Genomic DNA, 21435 nt, shown 5'->3' on the forward strand with positions numbered 1-21435 from the left:
AGCTCCATTACTATTTATAAAACATCACAGTAGCCAAAATATGAGTGGGCCGATACAAGTATTATTATTCAGAGGCTGTGTAAATAACCAAACTGGAAAAGTAGTTAAGCAATCTATAGTAGTACTTTAGCAGCCAAATTATATGCTTATAAAAGTGGTTATCTAATGTGTTTTAGTACAATAAGTTTAGTTTATGAAATTTCAACTCCGTGCCTCAAACGCGCTTAATAAATACTCAAAGGCTGATTTACCTCGCTTGCCACATGAACCTGGTAAACAAGCGGGGGTAAATACCCTAATTAGTGACGGCGATAATTTAAACTGGCAATTGCAGATTATTGATAACAGCTATAAATGCCGTTAAAAAACAATTGCTTGGGTGTGTGGTGGTTATGTCGGGTGGCGTGACTTTGCCACTTAACCGACCTACGTTGGGTGGGTAATGTGTATTGTTGGGGTGTATGTGTTGGGGGGTAAAAAAGCTTGATAACGATATGTTATCAAGCCTTTGTATAGCTGCTTGTTATTCAACCGTGGCTGTTAAACCACGACGTTTAAGTAAGGCTGATGTGTCTGGCTCTTGGCCACGAAATGCTTTAAACGATTCCATCAGGTCACGCGAGTTACCGACTTCTAAAATTTCTTTACGGTATTTGTCACCTAGTTCACGTTTTAAGCCACCTTGCTCTTGTACATAAGCAAATGCATCAGCAGCTAAAATTTCACTCCACATGTAGGCATAGTAGCCTGCAGAGTAACCGCCCCCCATTGAATGAGAAAAGAATGCAGACTTATAACGCGGCGGCACAAATGGCACGTTAACGCCGTGTTTTGTTAAAACATCTTGCTCAAATTTTTCAATATCTTGCAGTGGTGCGTCTGCTGGTAATGAGTGCCATTCCATATCTAATAAAGCAGCAGATACATATTCTAATGTATCAAAACCTTGGTTAAAGCTGCGCGATTTAATCACTTTTTCAAGCAGTTCATCAGGGATTGGCTCACTTGTTTGGTAATGTTTAGCATAGTTTGCAATGACCTCAGGGTGCATTGCCCAATCTTCTTCAAACGTAGACGGGAATTCAACAAAGTCTCTTGATACTGACGTACCAGATAAGGTTGGGTATTTTACTTTTGAAAGCATACCGTGCAAGCCATGGCCAAGCTCATGGAACATAGTGGTTGTTTCATCGTAGCTAATAAGTGTCGGCTCACCTTTGGCGCCTTTTTGAATGTTCATAACATTCACGACAACAGGTTTTTGCCCATGCAAACCAGACTGTTTAACAAACGAGCTCATCCATGCGCCGCCACGTTTACCTTCACGCGCAAAATAATCAGCAAAAAAGATAGCTAGGCTTTCACCATTTGCGTCAAATACTTCATATGCTTTTACATCTGGGTGATACACAGGTAGATCGTTACGTGGCTTAAATGTAATGCCATACAAACGATTCATGGTAAAGAATACACCGTCTTCTAATACACGGTTAAACTCAAAATATTCTTTTACTGCTTTTTCATCAAGGTTGTACTTATCTTGACGTACTTGCTCGGCATAATATAACCAATCCCATGGTTTAAGTTCGAACTGCTCTGCAGATGCATTTATTTTTTCTTGAATATCGGCAGCTTCTAACGCTACATTTTGAGTTAGCCTTGGCACCATGCTAGCAAACATATCAAATACAGCTTGTGGTTTTTTAGCCATTTGCGACTCTAAACCAAATTCAGCCCAGCTGTTGTAGCCAAGTAGCTTTGCTTTTTGTGCTCTTAATTTAACTAGTTGCGCAACAATGTCGCGATTACTAAATTCACCATCTAGCGCGCGCTCTGAAGATGCACGCCACACTTTCTCGCGTAAATCACGGTTTTGTAATGAAGCTAAAACAGGCTGGCGAGTGGTATTGGTGATTTTAATTAAATACTGCCCTTCGTGGCCGGCTTCTGTGGCTGCATTAGCAAATTGTTCAATTTGACCTGCCGATAAGCCAGCTAACTCTTTTTGGTCTTTTACGATGACAACATTACTTTTACTTAGCGCAAGTAAGTTTTGTGAAAACTGCGTCGTTAAGGTTGATAGCGATGAGTTAATATCACGTATTTGCTGCTTTTGTTCATCATTAAGCTGAGCGCCTGAGCGCACAAAACGTTTATAGTAAACGTCTAATAGTCGTGTTTCTTGCGCTGTTAATGCTAAAGAGTCTGTTTTTTCAAAAAGTGTGGCTACTTTTTTAAATAACGCATCATTTAAAAAGATGTTGTCTCTGTGCGCTGCAAGCTTTGGTGCAAGTTCTTTTTGAAGCTCACGACGCGCTGGGTTTGAGCTAGAGCCTGCAAGGTTGTAAAAAATGCTGCTTGCACGCGTTAATAACTCGCCACTTTGCTCAAGTGCCACTATGGTGTTTTCAAAAGTCGTAGGGGCTGTATTATTAATAATGTCTTGTACTTGCGCCATTTGCTGCGCCATACCTTGATTAAAGGCAGGTAAAAAATGCTCATCTTTGATGACTGCAAAGTCAGGGGTTTCGTACTGTAGTGTGCTTTTTTCTAATAATGGGTTGGTAGCTTGTTGTGCTTGCGCTGAAATACTTTGCGCAGTTGTTTGTTGTTTGTTGTCAGCGTTTACATTTGGCTCAGAGCAGCCCGAAAGTAATAACGCCGAGCTGATTGCCGTGGCGAGTAAAGTTTTCATATTTACATTCTCTTATTATTGTAACCAGTCGTTACCTTGTCATTAATCAAGTAAGAGTACGTTGACTTAAATGTAACTACACTTAGGTTGCGATAAAGTCTGTATTAACTGCGACGAGCTGTTGAGTTATATGCCTCATAGTGCGTTTTTTGACGAGCGAGTAAAATATAAAGCAGTAAATAGGAGGGGCGTTGAGTGGCTTAAATACGCCAGTGATGTTTAATTTATTTATTTAACTAGTTATTTATCGACGCACGTCTTTTGGTGCGCCACCTTTTGGCCAGTCATCCGCTTTATTGGCAAAAATAGGGCGTTCTAAATGTGAAAAGTAATAAGCAATATCAACAGCTTGTTGCTCGGTTAACATGCCTTCTTGGCCCAATGGCATATTTCCTTTAATAAATGCCGCTGCGGTGTAAGTGCGTGCCATACCTGCACCATCATTAAACGACTGACTGCCGGCAATGGCTGGGAACATGTAAGTATTATTAGGATATAAGCCTTGACCGTCTAGTTGGTGACAACTTGCACAGTGCTGAACGTAAAGAGTTTTTCCGTTATCGGCGTTTGGTACTAGCTCTTTATTAATAGTGACAAAACCTGTGTTGTCTTGCAGATCGTTTTTGTTTTTTATATTTTGTGATAAAAAGTTCATGTAGCTGACAATAGCCTGCATAGGCACTGAATTAGTAGGCAGTGGCTGACCGTTCATTGAGCGTTGAAAACAGCCATTAATTCTGTCTTCAATGGTGTTTATTTTTGCATTACGTGAACGATACTTTGGATATACCACATTTATGCCCACATAAGGCGCGGCTTTGGCTACACGCCCTTCATTAAGATGGCAAGTGCTACAATTGAGCTTATTATTTACGTTATTGGGAAGTTGTTTATAGGTATCAATAATTAATAAGCGCCCATAACGAATTAAATCCGACTCAGGGCTGGCATCGAGCTCATTAATAGCGGGCGTTACTAGGGTGTTAGGGTGATTTGCTGATAAGTTTATAATTGTGGGCGCATTACTTAACGCTTTTTGCACAAGTGATTGTGCTTCTTGTGAGCATACGGGCAAAGTAAATAACGTCGCGAATACAACACTAAAATAAACTTTAAACATAATTAAAACCTAAATAAAAAGAATAAAACGACAGTGCCATTATTGCTGCAATGTGGCTGAGTATTTTAATACCGCTGAATTAGTTAGGTGAATCAGTAAACCGTGACCCACTATCATTAAAATATAGTTAACGATTACTTAAAGGGTTAATAATTTAGTTTGATTATTGAACAGCAGTGCTTAGGTGGAGGTGTCATTAGTTTGTGATTAATTTATATAAGTTTGGTATGCATAGCTAAATGATTATGAACCATAACGCTATGCAAAGTGAGGTGTTTTTTGACTATTTTATTTACAGTTATAATCCATAATTTTGTGTGATAAAGCGCTAAGTATGTCCACTACTTTAAAACTTGCTTGCTCCATAAGAGATACTTTTTCTACAGCAGTATTGATATCGCCTAATTGGAATGCTTCTAAAGCAGCAAAGCCATTCTTATGGACATCTTCATGTGGTTGCTCTAATGCTTTAAAGTCATTTATTTTTGAGTATTTTAATGCACCTTCACCTTGGTAATACCATTGTCCTAAACGACACATGGTATGATCAGAAAAGTCGTCTGCGGTTTTAGTTGATTGCCCTAATATAACCTTGTAAATATCGTACTTCCATACAATGTGATCCATTTTTACTGTTTGAATAAATGCATCGGCACTTGAATTAACAATAACGCTATACATATTTTGTGATAGTTCAACCACCTTTTTAGCGGTAGCATCAATTTCTGATGAGCTATTTGCAATGCCATCACTTTCTTCGCTAACGTTAGTAATGTTAGTTACAACGCTTTGCATTTGCTCATTGACCTTAGCTATTAAATTAGAGATCTCGTTAGATGCATCAGAAGAGCGCTGAGCGAGCGTCCTTACTTCATCTGCCACAACAGCAAAGCCTCGTCCTTGCTCTCCGGCTCTAGCGGCCTCGATGGCCGCATTGAGTGCAAGTAAATTTGTTTGATCAGAAATCCCTTTAATTATGTTTACAAAATCATTAATTCCGATTGTTACTGACTGCAATTCTTTAACGGATTTAGTGGCTGATTTTGTATCTCTTGAGATATTATGTGTTGACGATGAAGTCGTTGCTAACATATCTAAAATTGTATCAAGTAATTCTTGGGATGACTTAAATGACGTAATATCATTAATTAGTTTATGTGAAGTTGAGGCTAAGCTTTCTCTGATGTCACTAATTAAATCAGATGACTGTAATGATAATGTGTTTAATTCACGCTGTTTTACAAAGGCTGTATCATTTGCTATTTCATTGTCGTTTTGTTGTGATTGCTCGCTGTTTGCTGCTAACAATTGCGCTTCAAGCTTTTTATTGGTTTTTTTTAATTGAATTAACTCGTTATTTAACTCATTAATTTTGTTTTTATATTTTGAATTGAACAGCATGTAGACCCCAATTTAAACACAGAAAATAAATGTATATTTTTTATTAAATTTACCTGAACATTGATTACTTTATTCGATTTTTTGCGGGGGTGGAATTGACGTCCACCCAGGTCGATTTTTATAAAAGTAAGTTACAACACTATAATAGATGATCTATAACCCTTTGGTAAATAAACTTTTCTTTTAATGCTTATAATAAGCTTGTTTAAGGTGAACACTGCTTTAGAAGTTAGTACTTCCTAATTGATTTACTCAACTGGGCTTGAAACTCATCAGGGAATAAAATTGTGCCGTCGTCTTCTTCGGTAGGGAACACGGCCACCAGTAAGTCGTCTTCTTCAAGGCCAGGTGTCCAGCGGCTAAACCAATCGTTTGTTGGAATTGCTGTAGGTGTACAGCCTTGCCATTCGCCGGTTGCCCAGGCTTGTGCGAACTCTCGTGTTGGCCATACAGGCACACAGTCGTCGTCTTCGTTAGTGAGCATGACGCAGCCGTCGTCATCATTTAAAATCCACACTTGCTTAAACTGCTGCACGGTTTCGTACATGTATGCGAGTCGTTTTTTTGCGCCAAGGCCTAAAATTACGTCGTCTTGCTTTGATAAATTGTCAGTGGTCATTTTTGGCTCTCTCTCACTGTGGGGGGAATACAAAAGGCAGCGACATACTGCGCTTTAAAATTTAGTTTAGCTAATGGCTGCAAGCAGCTCATCGGCTAGTTGGTTTAGTGCGTCGGGGTCTTGATTTGTTAATGCGTAAGTGCGCAATCCATAAATACCCATAACACAAAATCGTGCTAGTTCTATGGCACTTCGCCCATTGGTAATTTCTTTATTATCTATCGCTTTCTGTAATTGCTGCGCAAAGGCGTGCTCGTACGCCGTTAAATTAGTACGTAATACGTGGCAAATTTGTGGATCGTTACCCTCCACTTCACTAATGCTTTTTGTAAGCAAGCATACTTTAGTTGCTTCGCCGTCAATACATTCTTGCACAATGATATTAAGGTATTGTTTCAGCGTATCTAAAATACAATTACTGTGCTCAAAAAGCGCCGTAAACTGTGTATTGCGATCGGTTTGGTATTGCTCCGTGGCGGCTAAAAAAATGCCTTTTTTATTACCAAATGCCCCATACAAAGAACCCGGATGTAAATGGGTGGCTTGAGTCAGTTTTTGCATACTGGTTTTTGCGTAGCCATGCAGCATAAACATGGCCATAGCTTGGCGTAGTACAAACTCTTTATCAAATTCTGCAGTTCTCATAATGACTCTTTTAGTGGAGAGAGTAGTAATGAATAAATTTATTTTTCTTAGGCCTGGGTGGCAGTTTACGCAATCTTAAACAAAGTTTCAAAATTATACTTGAATATTCATTCAAGTGACCTTATCTTGAATGTACATTCAACAAAGGATAAATATTATGTCGATTGACTTACTTTCACCTTTTAAATTAAATAACAGCATTGAACTGCAAAACCGCGTACTTATGGCTCCACTGACTCGCTGTATGGCAGATGACAATTTAGTGCCAACACAAGCCATGGTTGATTACTACGCTCGCCGTGCTGATGTAGGCTTAATTATTAGTGAAGCCATTATTATCCGTGCTGATGCACAAGGCTACCCAAATACACCGGGTATCTTCACCAGCGAACAAATTCAAGGTTGGAAAAAAGTCACTGACGCTGTACATGCCAATGGCGGAAAAATGTTTGCACAACTTTGGCATGTTGGCCGTGTAGCTCACCCACACTTTTTTGGTGGTGATGTACTGGCGCCATCGGCAATAGGGGTTGATGGTTCAGTACCGCGTATGCGCGAGCTGACTTATGTTACGCCAAAAGCTGCCACTAAAGACGACATTAAAGGCTTAGTGGCTGACTACGCTAAAGCCGCAGAAAATGCGATGGAAGCGGGTTTTGACGGCGTAGAAATTCACGGTGCTAATGGTTATTTAATTGACCAATTTTTACATTATGCGGCAAATGAACGTGATGACGAGTACGGCCAAACACCAGAAAACATGTCGCGCTTTGCACTGGAAGTAACCGATGCAGTTATTAATGTAGTAGGCAATGAGCGCACCGCAATGCGTTTAACGCCAGGTGCTTATTTTAATATGAGCGAAGACAATCGCGATAAAGCAGTATTTGATTACTTATTACCTGAGCTTGAAAACCGCAAGTTAGCTTATTTACACGGTGGTATTTTTGACGACAGCATGCGTTTTGATTCACTAGAAGGTAAATCAACCTCTGAATTTTTACGAGCTGGTTATGCAAGTACCTTAGTGGGTGTAGGTAGTTATAGTTTTGAAACTGCGAAAGAAGCGATTAACGACAATAAATTTGATTTAATTGCTATTGGTCGCCCGCTTATAGCTAACCCAGATTACATTAGCAAAATTAAAAACGGCGAAGAAGTCACAGCTTACAGTGACGAAATGCTAGCTGAATTGAAATAGTAACTAATTTAGTAAAAACGATAGGGCACTCATGGGCAACTATGGGTGTCTTTTTTTATACATTTATTTGCCATAATTTACTCATAATTGTTTAACCTTGCTGTCAATAAAGTTCCCCCTCGTTGTCATATTTAAAAATTAGACTATGCCCGCTTTCATAATTACCTTTTATAATTAGAATCAAACGGGACAACAATGTACGCTTTAAAAAATAAATCGATTTTGAGCATGGCTGTGGCCATGGCGGTATCAACTTCAGCTTATGCTAACGATAACGTGATAGAAGAAGTAACCGTTACTGCAAAACCAACCAGTTATGCAAACAACGTTATTGAACCTGCCATGCTTGAGCAACAAAGCTCGGTATCGAGTGTGTTATCAGTAATAGATAACTTACCTGGCATTAGCATAAACGAAGGCGACGCATTTGGCGGCGACGATTGGTCAACCACTATTACCATGCGTGGTTTTAGTATCGACTCAAACCAGCAGCAATTAGGTATGACGGTAGACGGTATTCCTAATGGCGGTTCTAATTATGGCGGTGGTGCTAAAGCGAATCGTTACCTAGATAGCGAAAATCTTGTCACCGTGGAAGTAGGTCAGGGCACTTCAGATATTAAATCAGCCTCGTTAGAGGCGCTAGGTGGTACTTTTAACTTTGTAAGTAAAGCGCCTAGCTTTGAAAAAAGCACCACTTTTGCATATACCTCAGGCAGCCATGACGCAAGTCGCTATTACGTTAAACACGAAACTGGCACCATTTTTGATAATACTCAAGCGTATGTGAGTTATTCGCAAACCGATACTAGCCGCTGGATTGGCTCGGGCAGCAATGGCGGGAAAGATAACCAACATGCTGAAGCGAAATTTGTCACCACCCTTGATGAGTTAACTATAACAGGGCGTTTATCCTACGATGATGTAAGCGAGACGAATTACAACAGCGTGAGCTTGGCACAATTTGAACAAACTCCAGATTGGGATCAACTAACATGGAACTGGACAGGCGTTCCGCACTTTGACCAAATGTTTGCAGAAGGTTGGGGCACGCTGCGTGAAAATACTCTAGGGTATTTAAAGTTTGAATACGCGATTTCACCTACCTCATTGTTAACAATTAGCCCGTATTACCATAAAAATTCTGGCCGTGGCGATTGGATCCCTCCTTATTTAACGTCCCCTGTAGATGAAAGTGGTAACCCAACCACAGAAGGTGGCACAAACGCAGGGTCTTATGGCTTTACAGATAGTAATGGCAATCCACTTGCCCCCAACGCAGGTTGTACAGCAAGCTTAAACTGGCCGTGGGAGTCGGGTCCTGAGCTTAACCCTGCATGTTACGACGCTGATGCCACGCCAGTTATGTCTTATCGTCATACACATTATAATAAAGATCGTTTAGGGGTAACTGCTAATTATCAAGCGACCTTTGGCATGCACGATATTGAAGCGGGTTTTTGGTATGAGCAAAGTGACCGTGATGAGTCGCGTGATTGGCATAAAGTTATAGATGCGCGCATTTATCATCACTTTGATAACACCCCATACTGGACGCAATACAAAAACACCTTTGAAACCGATACCCTTAAATGGTACGCCCAAGACTCAATGGCATTTGGCGACTTAACCCTTAATCTAGGGGTTAAAAAGTACTTAGTAGACATAGAAAAGTATGACCATTATCAAAATGCGACAACAGCTAAAGTAAACAGTGATTCAGACCTTCTATTTAGTGGCGGTATTTTATATCAGCTAAATAGTAATACTGAGTTATTTACCAGCTATAGCGAAAACTTTGCTGCCATTAAAGATGGTGTGCTTGAACGCGACAGCTCTGATTTATCAGCTATTGAGCCAGAAACCGCTGAAAATATTGATCTAGGTGTACGCTATCAAAATAATGCACTTAAACTAACGGCAACGGCCTATTCAATTGAATTTGATAACCGTATCACCTTTATCGCACCAGGCAGCGACACCGGCGGTATAGATTACACCATAGGTACTAACGGCTCGTACCTAAATGTGGGAGGTATTGAATCGACAGGTTTAGAGCTGTCAGCAAGTTATATGCTTAATAATGAGTGGAATGTATATAGCTCATACACTAATAATAGCTCTGAATACAAAGGCGATGCGCCAGGCTTTGAAGCAGGAGGCAAGGTAATTGATTCAGTAGATGATTTATTTGTGCTTTCAACCGATTATTACAGCGGTGATTTCCGCTTTGGTTTATCGGCTAAATACACTGGCGAGCGTGGCGATGTAGATAGCTATACCGTGCTTGATTTAAATGCAGGCTATGCAGCCGAAGTTAATGCTGGCCCATTCAAAGCCGTTGATATTGCTTTTGTGGTTTACAACATTACTGATGAAAGCTACCTAGCGGGCGGCACAGGTAATGGGAGCACTTACTTTATTGGCGCCCCACGCACAGCAGCCGTGACGTTAACCGCCACGTTTTAAAACGTAATAAACGTAATTAAGCCCATCATTGATGGGCTTTTTATTAAACGAGGTGTGTATGCAAACAATAATAACAATACTAATAATCGGTTTGGCTTTACTTAACAGTCAGGCGGTTTTGGCTGCACCGCAAAATGTGGTGTTGGTAACTTTAGATGGGGTTCGCTGGCAAGAAGTATTCAATGGTGCCGATAACAAGCTGATTAATAAAAAAGAGTTTGTTAAGCAGCCAGCACAGTTAAGCAATGAATTTTGGCATGAAAGTCCGCAACAGCGTCAACAGTTGTTAATGCCATTTTTAACTCAAACCATTGCAAAACAAGGCGTTATTATTGGCGATAGGGCTAAAGGCTCAACTATGTCGGTGAGTAATCCGTGGTATTTTTCATACCCTGGATATAACGAAATTCTCACTGGCGAAGTGGATGAAAGTATCAACAGTAACGACAAGGTATTCAACCCAAATAAAACTATTTTAGAGCGTTTAAACGCCCAACCTGAATTTAAAAACAGCACCGCATTATTTGGTAGTTGGGATGTGTTTCCTTTCATTGTAAATACCCAGCGCAGCAAGGTGCAGGTGAATGCGGGGTTTATGCCCGTTGCTGATGATTTATTTGCCGACGCAGCGCTACTTAATGCGCTACAAACAGAGATACCTAGCCCTTGGCATAATGTGCGGCTTGATAGTTTTACCTATCGATTTGCCAAGGCGTATATGCTGGCGAAAAAACCAAGACTATTGGTGATTAGTTTGGGAGAGACTGACGACTTTGCTCACGATGGCCATTACGATGCTTACTTAAAGTCGGCCAAACAAAGCGATGCATTTTTAAAAGATTTATGGCAAACCATTCAAAGTACTGCAGGTTATAAAAATAATACCACGTTAATTGTTACTACCGATCACGGCCGTGGAAGTCATGCCAGTGTTTGGCAGCATCACAGCTCTCGTCGAGCATTGCTAGAGCTTAATCTAGGCGCAGATGTGTTTCCTAACGGTATAGTAGGCTCTGAGCATATTTGGCTTGCAGCTATTGGCCCTGCAATTAAAAATAACGGTTTAATTAAAACTAAAAACGAGCTTAAACAAGCGCAAGTTGCCGCCACCGTTTTAAAAGCACTTGGGCAAAACCCACACATAATTAACCCCAATATGGCACCGGCTATTAATGAGATTTTAAAATGAAACAGTTGCTAAAAACCTTTAAGTATTCTGCACTGTCACTGACTATTGTGATTAGCAGTGGAGCAATGGCTGCGCCGTCTAAAATATTATTTGGTTCTTGCGGGCATCAAGATAAAGACATCCCTATCTTTAATGCGATAAATAAAGAGCAGAGTGATTTATTTATATTTTTAGGCGATAACATTTATGGCGATACTAACGACATGGCTGTGCTTAAAAATAAATACCAACGCCTTGGAGCAAAGCCAGGCTTTAAAGCACTACGCGCACAAACACCAATAATAGCCATGTGGGATGATCACGATTATGGTCAAAATGACGCGGGGAAAGAGTATCCGCATAAAGAAGCATCGCGGCAAATCATGCTCGATTTTTGGCAAGAACCGGCAAACTCAAAACGCCGTACCCGCGCTGACGGCATTTATACCTCGTACATGTATGGCGAAGGCGAGCAAACCGTGCAGGTGATCATGCCAGATTTACGCTTTAATCGTGACACACTTAATTCTGTTAGCGAGATTGAGTATTACACCAAGCGTAAAGCAAATAACCAAGGCCCGTATAGTCCAACTGAAGTTAAAGGCGCGTCAATGCTAGGGGAGGTACAGTGGCAATGGCTTGAAGCCGAGCTGAAAAAGCCAGCGGCAATAAAGCTAATAGCGTCGAGCTTGCAGTTACTGCCTGATTTTACCGGCTGGGAGTCGTGGGCAAATTTTCCTGAGGATCGAAATCGTTTATTTGCGCTAATTAAAAAACACCAAGTAAATGGTGTGATTATTATTAGTGGCGATACTCATTGGGGCGAGATTTCAAGGTATCAACAAAACCTTGATTATCCGCTTATTGAAATGACCAGCTCAGGTCTGACAGAAAAGTGGAAAGACGTTAGCCCTAATCAGCATCGTGTGGGTAATTACACACATAATGTTAACTATGGTGATTTAAGCATAGACTGGCAACAAGTCGACCCTGCTATTTCATTAAAGCTTAAAGACATTGAGGGGCAAGTTATTATGCAAAGTGACTTTAGTCTTTCAAGTATTAGTCCTTATAAATAGCATCACTATTTAAATAATAAACGCACTGCGGGTAAAGCTGTGCGTTTAAAATTTCATCTATCGGCGGGCTAACTTGCTGATTTATTAATGCCAATTTCCTCTTAGCGCTACCGCTTAAATTGAAAATATCTTACACTGGCTTTATCTCAAGTAAGGCTGGTATCGTATGCTCAATATTATTCAATCAAACCGTATGGAAGCCCTGCAAGCGCAGTTTCATCAGCTATTAAAAATAAACCCATTGCAAAGCCCATTTGATAAAGAAGTGGTGTTAGTGCAATCGCCGGGTATGTCGCAATGGCTTAAAATAGGTTTAAGTGAAAATTTAGGCGTAGCTGCACAGGTAGACTTTCCGCTACCATCGAGTTTTATTTGGCAGTTGTATCAGCAATTACTGCCAAACGTGCCTAAAGAGTCGGCCTTTAACAAACCTAACCTTGCTTGGAAATTATTTGCCATTTTACCCCAGTGCATAAATGAACCGCTGTACTTACCGCTTAAAACCTATTTAGAGGGCGATATTGACGGCCAAAAAACCTTTGCTCTATGTGAAAAAATAGCCGATGTGTACGACCAATATTTGATGTATCGCCCCCATTGGATAGCCACTTGGGATAGTGGTGTTGATACGCTTGACGATGTTGATATAACGATTGCGCCTTGGCAACCCGATTTATGGCGTCGTATCGTCAAATTAAGCAAGCAGCTGGGGCAAAGCCAATTTCACCGTGCCAATATGCAAGGGCAGTTACTCAGTGCACTTGAGAGCATGGATAGCAGCTTATTACCAAAACGCATTAGTTTATTTGGCATATCGGCGATTGCCAGCTCGCAGCTTGAGGTGTTTGAAGCCTTGAGTAAAAAAACTGAAGTGTTTTTGTTCTTTTTTAACCCCAGCGAGCATTATTGGGGCGATATAATTGATGAAAAAACAGCGGCTAAAATCACCGCTAAATATGCCAAAATGCCGCTGGTGGAAGCACAGCAAAAAAAGCACACCAACCCCGATGAGGAATACTATTTTATTGGTAATCCGCTGTTATCGTCGTGGGGTAAACTAGGCCGCGATTATTTTGAGCAACTAGTGCAGCTTGATGCCCGCTGGATTGATGGCTTTATAGATGCATTTGACGACAGCTTACTTGGCCAAGTGCAAAGTGAAATTTACCAACTTGCCTTTAAAGGTGAGTCGCTCACCAATAACAAAGAATGGTTTATTAACGATGAGGGCAAGCTGCCAATAAGTGTAAACGATGCAAGCATTACACTTAGCGATTGCCATACACCACTTCGAGAAGTAGAGCGTTTGCACGATTACTTACTTAATTTGTTTAATCAGAACCCAGCGCTTACCCCCAAAGACATCATCGTGATGATGCCCGACGTTGGTACCTACAGCCCTTATATTGAAGCAGTTTTTGGTGGTGCACAGGGCAGCCGATTTATACCTTATGCGCTAGCCGATTTAGCCATAGAGCAAGAAAAGCCAGTGCTGAGTTCGTTTGCTAGTTTAGCTAACCTACCGTTTTCGCGCTTTGGTGTGTCGGATATTCTCGATTTATTACAGGTTACCCAAATTGCTGAAAAATTTGGCTTAGAAGCGCATGAATATGAGCAAATTCAGTATTGGTTGGAGCGCGTTGGCGTTAAATGGGGCGTAAACGCTGAACATAAAAGTAGCTTTGATTTACCCGCAATTGAGCTTAACACTTGGCAACATGGCTTAAACCGGCTACTACTGGGTATTGCCATGCGCGATGAGCAATGCCCATTTAATGGTATTTACAGTGCCGATGAGGTTGAGGGCATGGCGCTCGATACACTCAACAAGCTGGTACATTTTATTGATGTGTTGCAAGACTTTAAAGCTAAGCTCACCCCCGATGACACACTCACCAATAAAGCCCAAATTTTAAGTGAGCTGCTCAATACTATTTATGAGAGCGAAAGCGACGACAGTTGGGATTTATTAGTACTGCAAAAAGTACTCGAAGATATAGGTAAGCACCACGATAACGGTGATTACAGTGAGGCCGTATCGCAGCGCATTGTTAGCTATTTAATTAAACAAGGCATACAAGAGAAAGGTGTCGGCCAGCGATTTTTAGTGGGGCAAGTGAATTTTTGTACCCTCATGCCCATGCGCGCCGTCCCCTTTAAAGTGGTATGTATGCTAGGCTTAAACGATGCCGATTACCCGCGCACGGTGCAGCCAATCGGATTTGATTTAGTGCCGTATTCTAAAAAGCAAAAAGGTGACCGTTCACGAAAACTCGATGACCGTTACCTCTTTTTAGAAGCGCTATTAAGTGCCCGAGATAATTTATACATGAGCTACATTGGCCGATCATGTTTTGATAACCAGCCGCGCATGCCATCAACGCTTGTCAGTGAATTGTTAGAATACATAGGTCGCAGCTTTAAACTTAGCGAACCCAGTGATAAATCCTTGCCAGATTGTCTTATTAGCCAGCAACATCTTCAACCTTTTAATAGTCAGTACTATTTGCCAGCTAGCGCTGAACAGGCAGGACTTAACAACCATAGCTATAATCCAATTTGGCTGCCTAGCGAGGCCATTGAGCCAAAAGCAATTACTACGCTTGATGTAACGCCTCCAGAGTTGCTTGATCTTGATGTGTTTATTCGCAGTGTGTGCCATGCCCAAGAGAGCTTTTATCAGCAAAGCTTAGGGTTACGTTTGCCGCAATTTAACGACATAGCCAAAGATGAAGAACCGTTTAGCTTAGATGCGCTGCGCCGTTATTTTTACCTTGATGAAATACTTGAAGCTAATATTAACGATATTCCACTAAGTACCGAGCAAATACTGCAGCGCGGTGAGTTGCCGCAAGCTCATGTTGGCAGCTTAATTTATGAGAACATGCAACATCGCGTTGATGCGCTTGCAGGGCAAGTAAAACAACAAGTAAAAGCGGGTAAAAGCGAACCGATAGAAGTGTTACTGTCGCATGAAAATACCACCATTGAAGGCTGGCTAAACCATGTGTATATGCAAAAACAAGTGTTTTATCGTAGTGCCAGTATTAAAGCTAAAGATTTAATTAAAGGCTTTATTTATCACCTTGCTGCACAAAGCATGCAACAGGAGGTTGAAACCTTATTACTGGGTTTAGATAAGCAAATTAGCTTTGCCCCAATGAGTAAAGCCGATGCCGATTTACTGCTCGCAGATTGGTTTGCGCTTTATAAAGCATTACGCAACAAGCCCGTGGCGTTTTTTCCGGTAAGTGGTTATGAATACGTAAAAAGCGGTGGTGATATGGCAAAAGCCAACAGTAAATTTAGTCCACAGTATATTGGCCGAGGCGAAGGAGAAAACCCTTATATTCGTCTCACGGTGCAATCACTTAATGACTGCCAAGACGAATTTATACATTGGAGCGATAAGCTACTCGACCCATTATTTGAGCACGCCAAGGAGAGTGACTATGCAAGCGCTTAATCCACTCACTATGCCATTATCAGGGCAAAGCTTAATTGAAGCCAGTGCTGGCACAGGTAAAACCTACACGATCACGGGTTTGTATTTGCGCTATTTATTGGGCATGCAAATACCTGGTGAGCTGAATACGCCATTGAGTGTTGAGCAAATTTTGGTAGTCACCTTTACCGATGCCGCCACGCAAGAAATTAAAGACCGTGTTCGCAGCCGTATTATTGCCGCGCGTGATGCGTTACTGGGGCAAGTACCTAATGATGAGCTAATTGAGGGTGTAATAGCAGGCGTTGATGACAAGCACCGTGCGTTTGACTTACTTGATGCCGCAGCTAAATCAATGGACGAAGCGGCTATTTTTACCATTCATGGTTTTTGTCAGCGAATGCTAAAGCAGCATGCGTTTGAATCCGGTGTGGCATTTAACTTAGAGTTCATTTTAGATGAGCGCGATATTCTGCTTGAAACCATAAAAGACTTTTGGCGCGCGTTTGTATACCCACTCAGTAAAGAAAGAACAGATGCGATTTTAGCGGTATTTGCCGCGCCCGAATCACTATTTAGTCATGTAAGTAGTATTTTAAATAAGGCGAACGCAGAGATAACCCCGCAAGTTAGTTTAGATGCGGTATGGCAAGCGCGAGATGAATACTTGGCGTGTGTTCCAGCCTTTAAAAAAGCCTGCCTAGAGCAAGAGTTTATTGGTGCTGTTAAAGCATCCGATTTAAGTGGCTCAAAAACACCTGGGCGAAAGGGCAGTCTTGCTGCACTTGAAGCATTTTGCTTAGGCAATGATGACTTTTTTGAATTTGGTACCAGTAAGTATTCGTTTGAGGTGTGGAGTAGCGAGAGCTTAAGTAATGCCGCTAATTATAAAAAAAATGGCACATTACTGACTCATCCACTTATTAGCCAATTCGATGCCTTAGCAGCACTTAACAACACCATCAACCAAGGGCTAAAAATTGCGATAGTGCAATATGCGGCGAGCTGGGTAAAAGCGGCCATAGTTAAACGCAAACAAGAACAAAGCGTGATCACCCCTGACGATTTGCTGACTAATTTACACAGTGCCTTAAAGAGTGAACAAGGTGATGTGCTCGCACAAAAAATAGCGCAGTTATTTCCGGTGGCAATGATAGATGAGTTTCAGGATACCGATCCGGTTCAGTACGGTATTTTTAGTAAAATTTATGCTCAAAGCAATACCACTTTAGCTATGATAGGCGACCCCAAACAAGCAATTTATGGGTTTAGGGGTGCAGATATATTTACCTACATTGGCGCAAAAGAAGCGGTAGATGAGCCACAACAATTTACATTGGGCACTAACTTTCGTTCAAGCAGTGATATTGTAAATAGCGTAAATAGCTTATTTAGCAAATACGCCAATAGCTTTATTTATAACGATGCCATTCCCTTTAATAAAGTGAAAGCCAAGGGAAAAAAAGCAGATGAGTCGTTTTTAATTGACGGTAAACCGGCCACCGCGTTTGAGTTTAATGTGTTTGTAGATGAAGCCGGCGATGAAAAAAATAAGCCGACCAGTAAAGGCGTAGGGCAAGCACATTTAGCCACCCATTTTGCTAATAAAATAGTTACTTTACTTGAGCAAGCAAACCAGGGTGTTGCCTGTATTGGCGCTAACCCTGTCAGTGCTGCTGATATTTGTATTTTGGTGCGCGACCGCGTTGAAGCACAAATAATGAAGCAAACGCTGAGTAAAGCTAATATCGCCAGTGTGTATTTGTCGCGCGACAGTGTATTTAGCCAAGAGTTGAGTCATCACTTGCTCAATTTTTTAACGGCTTTGCATGGTCAGTACGATGAGGCATTACTACGCGGTGTATTAGCCGGCCCGTTATTTTGTTTAAGCTATAACGATATTTTTGCTTTAGCCGATGATGAAAATAGCTGGCAGGAACACCTAAACTTTCTTGCTCAACTTAGCCATATTTGGCACAAGCAAGGGGCAATGGCAATGCTTGAACGCTTACTGAGTCATAATCAGCTCAGTGCCAAATGGCAAGGTTTGGGCTATAACGTAGAGCGGTGGCTTACCGACTTTAGGCACCTTGGCGAAATACTGCAGCAAAAACAAATTGAGCTTGAAGGGACACTCCGTTTAGTACGTTGGTTTGCGCAAAAGGTGAGCCAGCAAGATGGCGAAACAGTGCAAGTTCGCTTAGAAAGTGATGCGAACTTAGTTAAAATTGTGACTATGCATGCTTCTAAGGGGCTTGAATACCCATTGGTATTTATGCCATTTGCCAGTGGTTATCGTGAAACTAAAGACGCGCTTTATCATCAAAATGGCAAGTTGATTTACGATTTAAGTAAAAATGAAGATGCCCTGCAAAAAGCCGAGCAAGAACGTTTAGCTGAAGATTTACGTTTGCTTTATGTAGCACTGACTCGTGCAGTGCATTTTTGTTCGCTGGGCGTGTATAACATTTCTCAAGGGCAAAGTAGCCGTTTAGCAATTCAAAGTAGTGCGCTGGGGCATGTATTGTTCTCAGGGTTAGAGATAACCAGCAGCCAAGTGTGGCGCACCCATTTAAGTGAATTTTGTGAGGCTAATCATGCTATGCAATATCAGCAATTTACCTCTGGCGAACTAGTTGAGCAGGGCATACTTCGCTTAAATAACAGTGACACTAAACAGCACGATTTACTTATTAATACAGTAACGGCGCAGATTGAACGTGACTGGCGAGCAACCAGCTTTAGTGCCTTGAGCTTTAAAAAGCATGCAGAGCAACTTGCTCCAGGGCGCAGTGATGAAGATCATCAAAGAGATGAGTTTGCTGTGCAGCAAGATGAACTTCCTTCACCGTATAGCTTTCCAAAGGGTGCAAAACCAGGGAGTTGTTTGCACGAAATATTTGAGCAGCTTGATTTTACCAGTCCGGTAAATCATCCCACGAATACAGAGCAAAACTTAACGGCTGTGATTGAGCGTGCTTTTGAAAAATACCATATCGATGAGCAATGGCAGCAAATTACCGAGCAATGGGTACTCGATGCACTTAATTGCCCGTTAAACAGCGAGAATAATTTAAGTTTGAGCCAATTAGCGCCAAGTGACTGTTTAGTAGAAATGGAGTTTAATTTACCGCTTAGCAGCCTCAGTGCCCCTAAGCTTAATGAAGTGTTGATTAAACATTTTGGCTTTAACCAGAGTAAACTTGAGTTTGCCCATGTGAAAGGGTTACTAAAAGGCTTTATTGATTTAATTTTTTGCTACCAAGGCAAGTATTATATTTTAGATTATAAATCGAATTATTTGGGCAGCACCCCTGCCGATTATGTTCCTGAGCAGCTAGAGCAAGCCATGACCAGCCATCAATATCATTTACAGTATTTAATTTATACCGTAGCGCTGCATCGCTTGCTTAAACAGCGAATTCCCGATTATTCAATAGAGACGCATTTAGGCGGTGTTTATTATACTTTTTTACGCGGTATGCCAGCAGGAGAGGGAGTGTACTTTAAACAGCTAAGTGCAGATCAAGTCGTTATTTTAGATGGCTTGTTTAGCCAAGGAGCCATGCTATGAGTGATTTAAATCAACAACCGGGTTTGTTTGATGACTTAGATGATGCGCCTTTAGATGAACCTGTGCTCACAACAGCGCAGCCAACGATGCAGACCAGCGAAAGCATTAAAGTCGTGCCGTTGCTAACGTATTTAACGGACGAACATAGAGTGCGTGTGGTTGATGTAAAACTGGCTGAATTACTCAGTGGCACAAACGCACAGCAAGGGTATGACGACCTCTTTTATATAATTTTAATGCTGTGTTTATCGCAGCAAAGCCAACATAGCTGTTTAACCCTAACAGAGGTTGATTGGACTAATCCGTTTAATTTACGTCAAAGCGACTTTACTAAACTAGAGGGCACACAGCCTGACACTCTGAGCCCATTTAGTAATGACTTTACGACTGAGGCGGCAATACGTTATTTACTCTCACATCACAGTGTTGGGGATCAAAAGCCGCTGCAATTGTTTAATCAACGGTTATATTTTTCTCGTTTAGCAGGCTATGAACAGACTCTTGCGCAACGATTACTAACAATGAGCGAGCGACAACTTAACATTGATGATGCAGTACTTGCTCAGTTATTAACCCGCTACTTTCCTGATGATCCGAGTATTGACATTGATTGGCAAAAAGTAGCGTGTGCGATTGCCGCCACAAAAGGTTTTAGTGTGATCACGGGCGGGCCTGGCACCGGTAAAACCACCACGGTAACAAAGCTGTTAGCGATTTTACAATCGTTATATAAAGCGGCGCCATTGAGCATAAAATTAGTAGCACCCACCGGTAAAGCAGCGGCACGGCTAACAGAGTCAATTTTAGGGGCTAAAAATAAGCTTAGTGAAATACCGGCTGATATTAATTCGTTGATCCCGCAAAGTGCGCAAACCATTCATCGTCTGTTGGGAGTTAAGCCATTTACCAATAAATTCCGGCACGATAAAAGCAATCCGCTGCATGTTGATGTGCTGATTATTGATGAGGCCAGCATGGTCGACTTATCACTTATGGCTAAATTAATTGAGGCCTTGCCAGATCATGCACGATTGATTTTACTCGGTGATAAAGACCAACTTGCCTCGGTTGATACTGGCAGCGTAATGAGTGATTTATGCCAAGGGTTAGTGCTTGGGCAAACACCACATTATTCGAAAGTACGCTGCGAGCAATTGAACACGCTGTGCTTTAATGGCGCCATTAAACTCAACGCGCAAACTCAAAGTGAGTTTAAACTCGCTGACTGCATTGCTTTTTTACAACATAGTTATCGGTTTGATGCCAAAAGCGGTATTGGTCAATTGGCGCTGGCTGTAAATACCAACAACCGAGGAATATTAAACTATGTTGAACAACAAAGCAGCGAAGGGCATTTTAGCGATATTATTTTAGACTATGATTTTGTTTCCACACCGATTGAAAAGTTAGTAAATAGTGCCGCAAGTCATTATGCTAATTACCTAACACTGATAGCCCAAGATGCCAGTGTTGCACAAATACATGCAGCTTTTGCCAGTTATCAGTTACTGGCTGCGGTTCGTGAAGGTGATTATGGTGTTAATAGTTTAAACCTGCGTATTGAACGGGTATTGCAACAGCAAGGTTTAATAAGCGTTAACCCTAATCAGCGGCATTATACAGGGATGCCAATTATGGTTAGCCAAAACGACTATCAGCTAAAATTATTTAACGGTGATATAGGGATTTTAATGCCCGATGATAGCGGTCAACTCAAGGCACTGTTTATTGATGAGCAAGGCAATGAACGGGCATTTTCGCCCGCACGATTACCGGCGCACGATAAAGTGTATGTAATGACCATTCATAAATCCCAAGGCTCAGAGTTCAGTTATACAGCGATGGTATTACCACCGCTCAAGCAGGCGAGTATCGGTATTAATAGGCAATTAGTGTACACGGGAATTACCCGGGCAAAGCATACCTTTGAGCTGGTGGCAGATAAAAAAGTGCTGCAACTGGCCATGGGTAAAAGTGTATCACGGGCGTCAGGCTTGTATGAGCGATTAGTGTAAAGCC

The 21435-nt window shown here is 41.5% G+C and carries 13 protein-coding genes; 8 read left to right on the top strand and 5 right to left on the bottom strand.

Translation table 11 applies throughout. The annotated features are described in order from the left end of the window. The first annotated feature begins 193 nt into the window (after positions 1-193). A complete protein-coding gene (locus P20439_RS18335; RefSeq protein ID WP_008468131.1) occupies positions 194-364 on the top strand; it encodes a hypothetical protein in 171 nt (56 codons plus the stop codon). Positions 365-523: 159 nt separating this feature from the next. On the opposite strand, the gene P20439_RS15270 is transcribed toward P20439_RS18335, so the two are convergent. The 5 genes from P20439_RS15270 to P20439_RS15290 form a co-directional block, all read right to left on the bottom strand. Continuing rightward, positions 524-2695: a M3 family metallopeptidase gene (locus P20439_RS15270; RefSeq protein WP_008468133.1), complete on the bottom strand. Its 2172-nt coding sequence runs from the start codon at positions 2693-2695 to the stop codon at positions 524-526. 244 nt (positions 2696-2939) lie between these two features. Beyond that, positions 2940-3815: a c-type cytochrome gene (locus P20439_RS15275; RefSeq protein ID WP_008468135.1), complete on the bottom strand. Its 876-nt coding sequence runs from the start codon at positions 3813-3815 to the stop codon at positions 2940-2942. A gap of 288 nt (positions 3816-4103) precedes the next feature. Next, complete coding sequence (locus P20439_RS15280; protein ID WP_008468136.1) at positions 4104-5216, bottom strand: methyl-accepting chemotaxis protein; 1113 nt, start codon at positions 5214-5216, stop codon at positions 4104-4106. A 229-nt stretch (positions 5217-5445) separates the two neighbouring features. After that, positions 5446-5835, bottom strand: coding sequence for a DUF2750 domain-containing protein (locus P20439_RS15285; RefSeq protein ID WP_008468138.1), 390 nt, complete (start codon positions 5833-5835; stop codon positions 5446-5448). A 66-nt stretch (positions 5836-5901) separates the two neighbouring features. Continuing rightward, positions 5902-6480, bottom strand: coding sequence for a TetR/AcrR family transcriptional regulator (locus tag P20439_RS15290; RefSeq protein WP_008109773.1), 579 nt, complete (start codon positions 6478-6480; stop codon positions 5902-5904). A gap of 157 nt (positions 6481-6637) precedes the next feature. On the opposite strand from P20439_RS15290, the gene P20439_RS15295 reads away from it, so the two are divergent. The 7 genes from P20439_RS15295 (at position 6638) to recD (ending at position 21431) form a co-directional block, all read left to right on the top strand. Continuing rightward, on the top strand, positions 6638-7681 hold the full coding sequence (locus P20439_RS15295; protein ID WP_008468140.1) for an alkene reductase: 1044 nt from the start codon (positions 6638-6640) through the stop codon (positions 7679-7681). A gap of 195 nt (positions 7682-7876) precedes the next feature. Next, on the top strand, positions 7877-10150 hold the full coding sequence (locus P20439_RS15300; RefSeq protein WP_008468141.1) for a TonB-dependent receptor domain-containing protein: 2274 nt from the start codon (positions 7877-7879) through the stop codon (positions 10148-10150). A gap of 58 nt (positions 10151-10208) precedes the next feature. Further along, the gene (locus P20439_RS15305; RefSeq protein WP_193371997.1) at positions 10209-11339 is read left to right on the top strand and encodes an alkaline phosphatase family protein; all 1131 of its coding nucleotides are present in this window, start codon (positions 10209-10211) and stop codon (positions 11337-11339) included. Further along, complete coding sequence (locus P20439_RS15310; protein WP_008468145.1) at positions 11336-12397, top strand: alkaline phosphatase D family protein; 1062 nt, start codon at positions 11336-11338, stop codon at positions 12395-12397. The genes P20439_RS15305 and P20439_RS15310 overlap by 4 nt, the downstream gene beginning before the upstream one ends. Before the next feature lie 166 nt (positions 12398-12563). Beyond that, positions 12564-15863 carry an exodeoxyribonuclease V subunit gamma gene (gene recC, locus P20439_RS15315; protein ID WP_008468147.1) on the top strand — a complete coding sequence of 1100 codons (3300 nt, stop codon included), beginning with the start codon at positions 12564-12566 and terminating at the stop codon, positions 15861-15863. After that, positions 15850-19416: an exodeoxyribonuclease V subunit beta gene (gene recB / locus P20439_RS15320; RefSeq protein WP_008468148.1), complete on the top strand. Its 3567-nt coding sequence runs from the start codon at positions 15850-15852 to the stop codon at positions 19414-19416. The genes recC and recB overlap by 14 nt, the downstream gene beginning before the upstream one ends. Further along, positions 19413-21431: an exodeoxyribonuclease V subunit alpha gene (gene recD, locus P20439_RS15325; protein ID WP_008468150.1), complete on the top strand. Its 2019-nt coding sequence runs from the start codon at positions 19413-19415 to the stop codon at positions 21429-21431. Before recB ends, recD begins: the two co-directional genes overlap by 4 nt. Positions 21432-21435 lie beyond the last annotated feature (4 nt).

Origin of the sequence: Pseudoalteromonas sp. BSi20439 (genome assembly GCF_000241165.1) — a bacterium.
In the GTDB taxonomy this organism is placed as follows: Bacteria; Pseudomonadota; Gammaproteobacteria; order Enterobacterales; family Alteromonadaceae; genus Pseudoalteromonas.

Excerpts from the sequence above, each read along its gene's own strand:
- P20439_RS18335 (WP_008468131.1), top strand. The coding sequence starts at position 194 with ATGAAATTTCAACTCCGTGCCTCAAACGCGCTTAATAAATACTCAAAG.
- P20439_RS15270 (WP_008468133.1), bottom strand. The coding sequence starts at position 2,695 with ATGAAAACTTTACTCGCCACGGCAATCAGCTCGGCGTTATTACTTTCG.
- P20439_RS15275 (WP_008468135.1), bottom strand. The coding sequence starts at position 3,815 with ATGTTTAAAGTTTATTTTAGTGTTGTATTCGCGACGTTATTTACTTTG.
- P20439_RS15280 (WP_008468136.1), bottom strand. The coding sequence starts at position 5,216 with ATGCTGTTCAATTCAAAATATAAAAACAAAATTAATGAGTTAAATAAC.
- P20439_RS15285 (WP_008468138.1), bottom strand. The coding sequence starts at position 5,835 with ATGACCACTGACAATTTATCAAAGCAAGACGACGTAATTTTAGGCCTT.
- P20439_RS15290 (WP_008109773.1), bottom strand. The coding sequence starts at position 6,480 with ATGAGAACTGCAGAATTTGATAAAGAGTTTGTACTACGCCAAGCTATG.
- P20439_RS15295 (WP_008468140.1), top strand. The coding sequence starts at position 6,638 with ATGTCGATTGACTTACTTTCACCTTTTAAATTAAATAACAGCATTGAA.
- P20439_RS15300 (WP_008468141.1), top strand. The coding sequence starts at position 7,877 with ATGTACGCTTTAAAAAATAAATCGATTTTGAGCATGGCTGTGGCCATG.
- P20439_RS15305 (WP_193371997.1), top strand. The coding sequence starts at position 10,209 with ATGCAAACAATAATAACAATACTAATAATCGGTTTGGCTTTACTTAAC.
- P20439_RS15310 (WP_008468145.1), top strand. The coding sequence starts at position 11,336 with ATGAAACAGTTGCTAAAAACCTTTAAGTATTCTGCACTGTCACTGACT.
- recC (WP_008468147.1), top strand. The coding sequence starts at position 12,564 with ATGCTCAATATTATTCAATCAAACCGTATGGAAGCCCTGCAAGCGCAG.
- recB (WP_008468148.1), top strand. The coding sequence starts at position 15,850 with ATGCAAGCGCTTAATCCACTCACTATGCCATTATCAGGGCAAAGCTTA.
- recD (WP_008468150.1), top strand. The coding sequence starts at position 19,413 with ATGAGTGATTTAAATCAACAACCGGGTTTGTTTGATGACTTAGATGAT.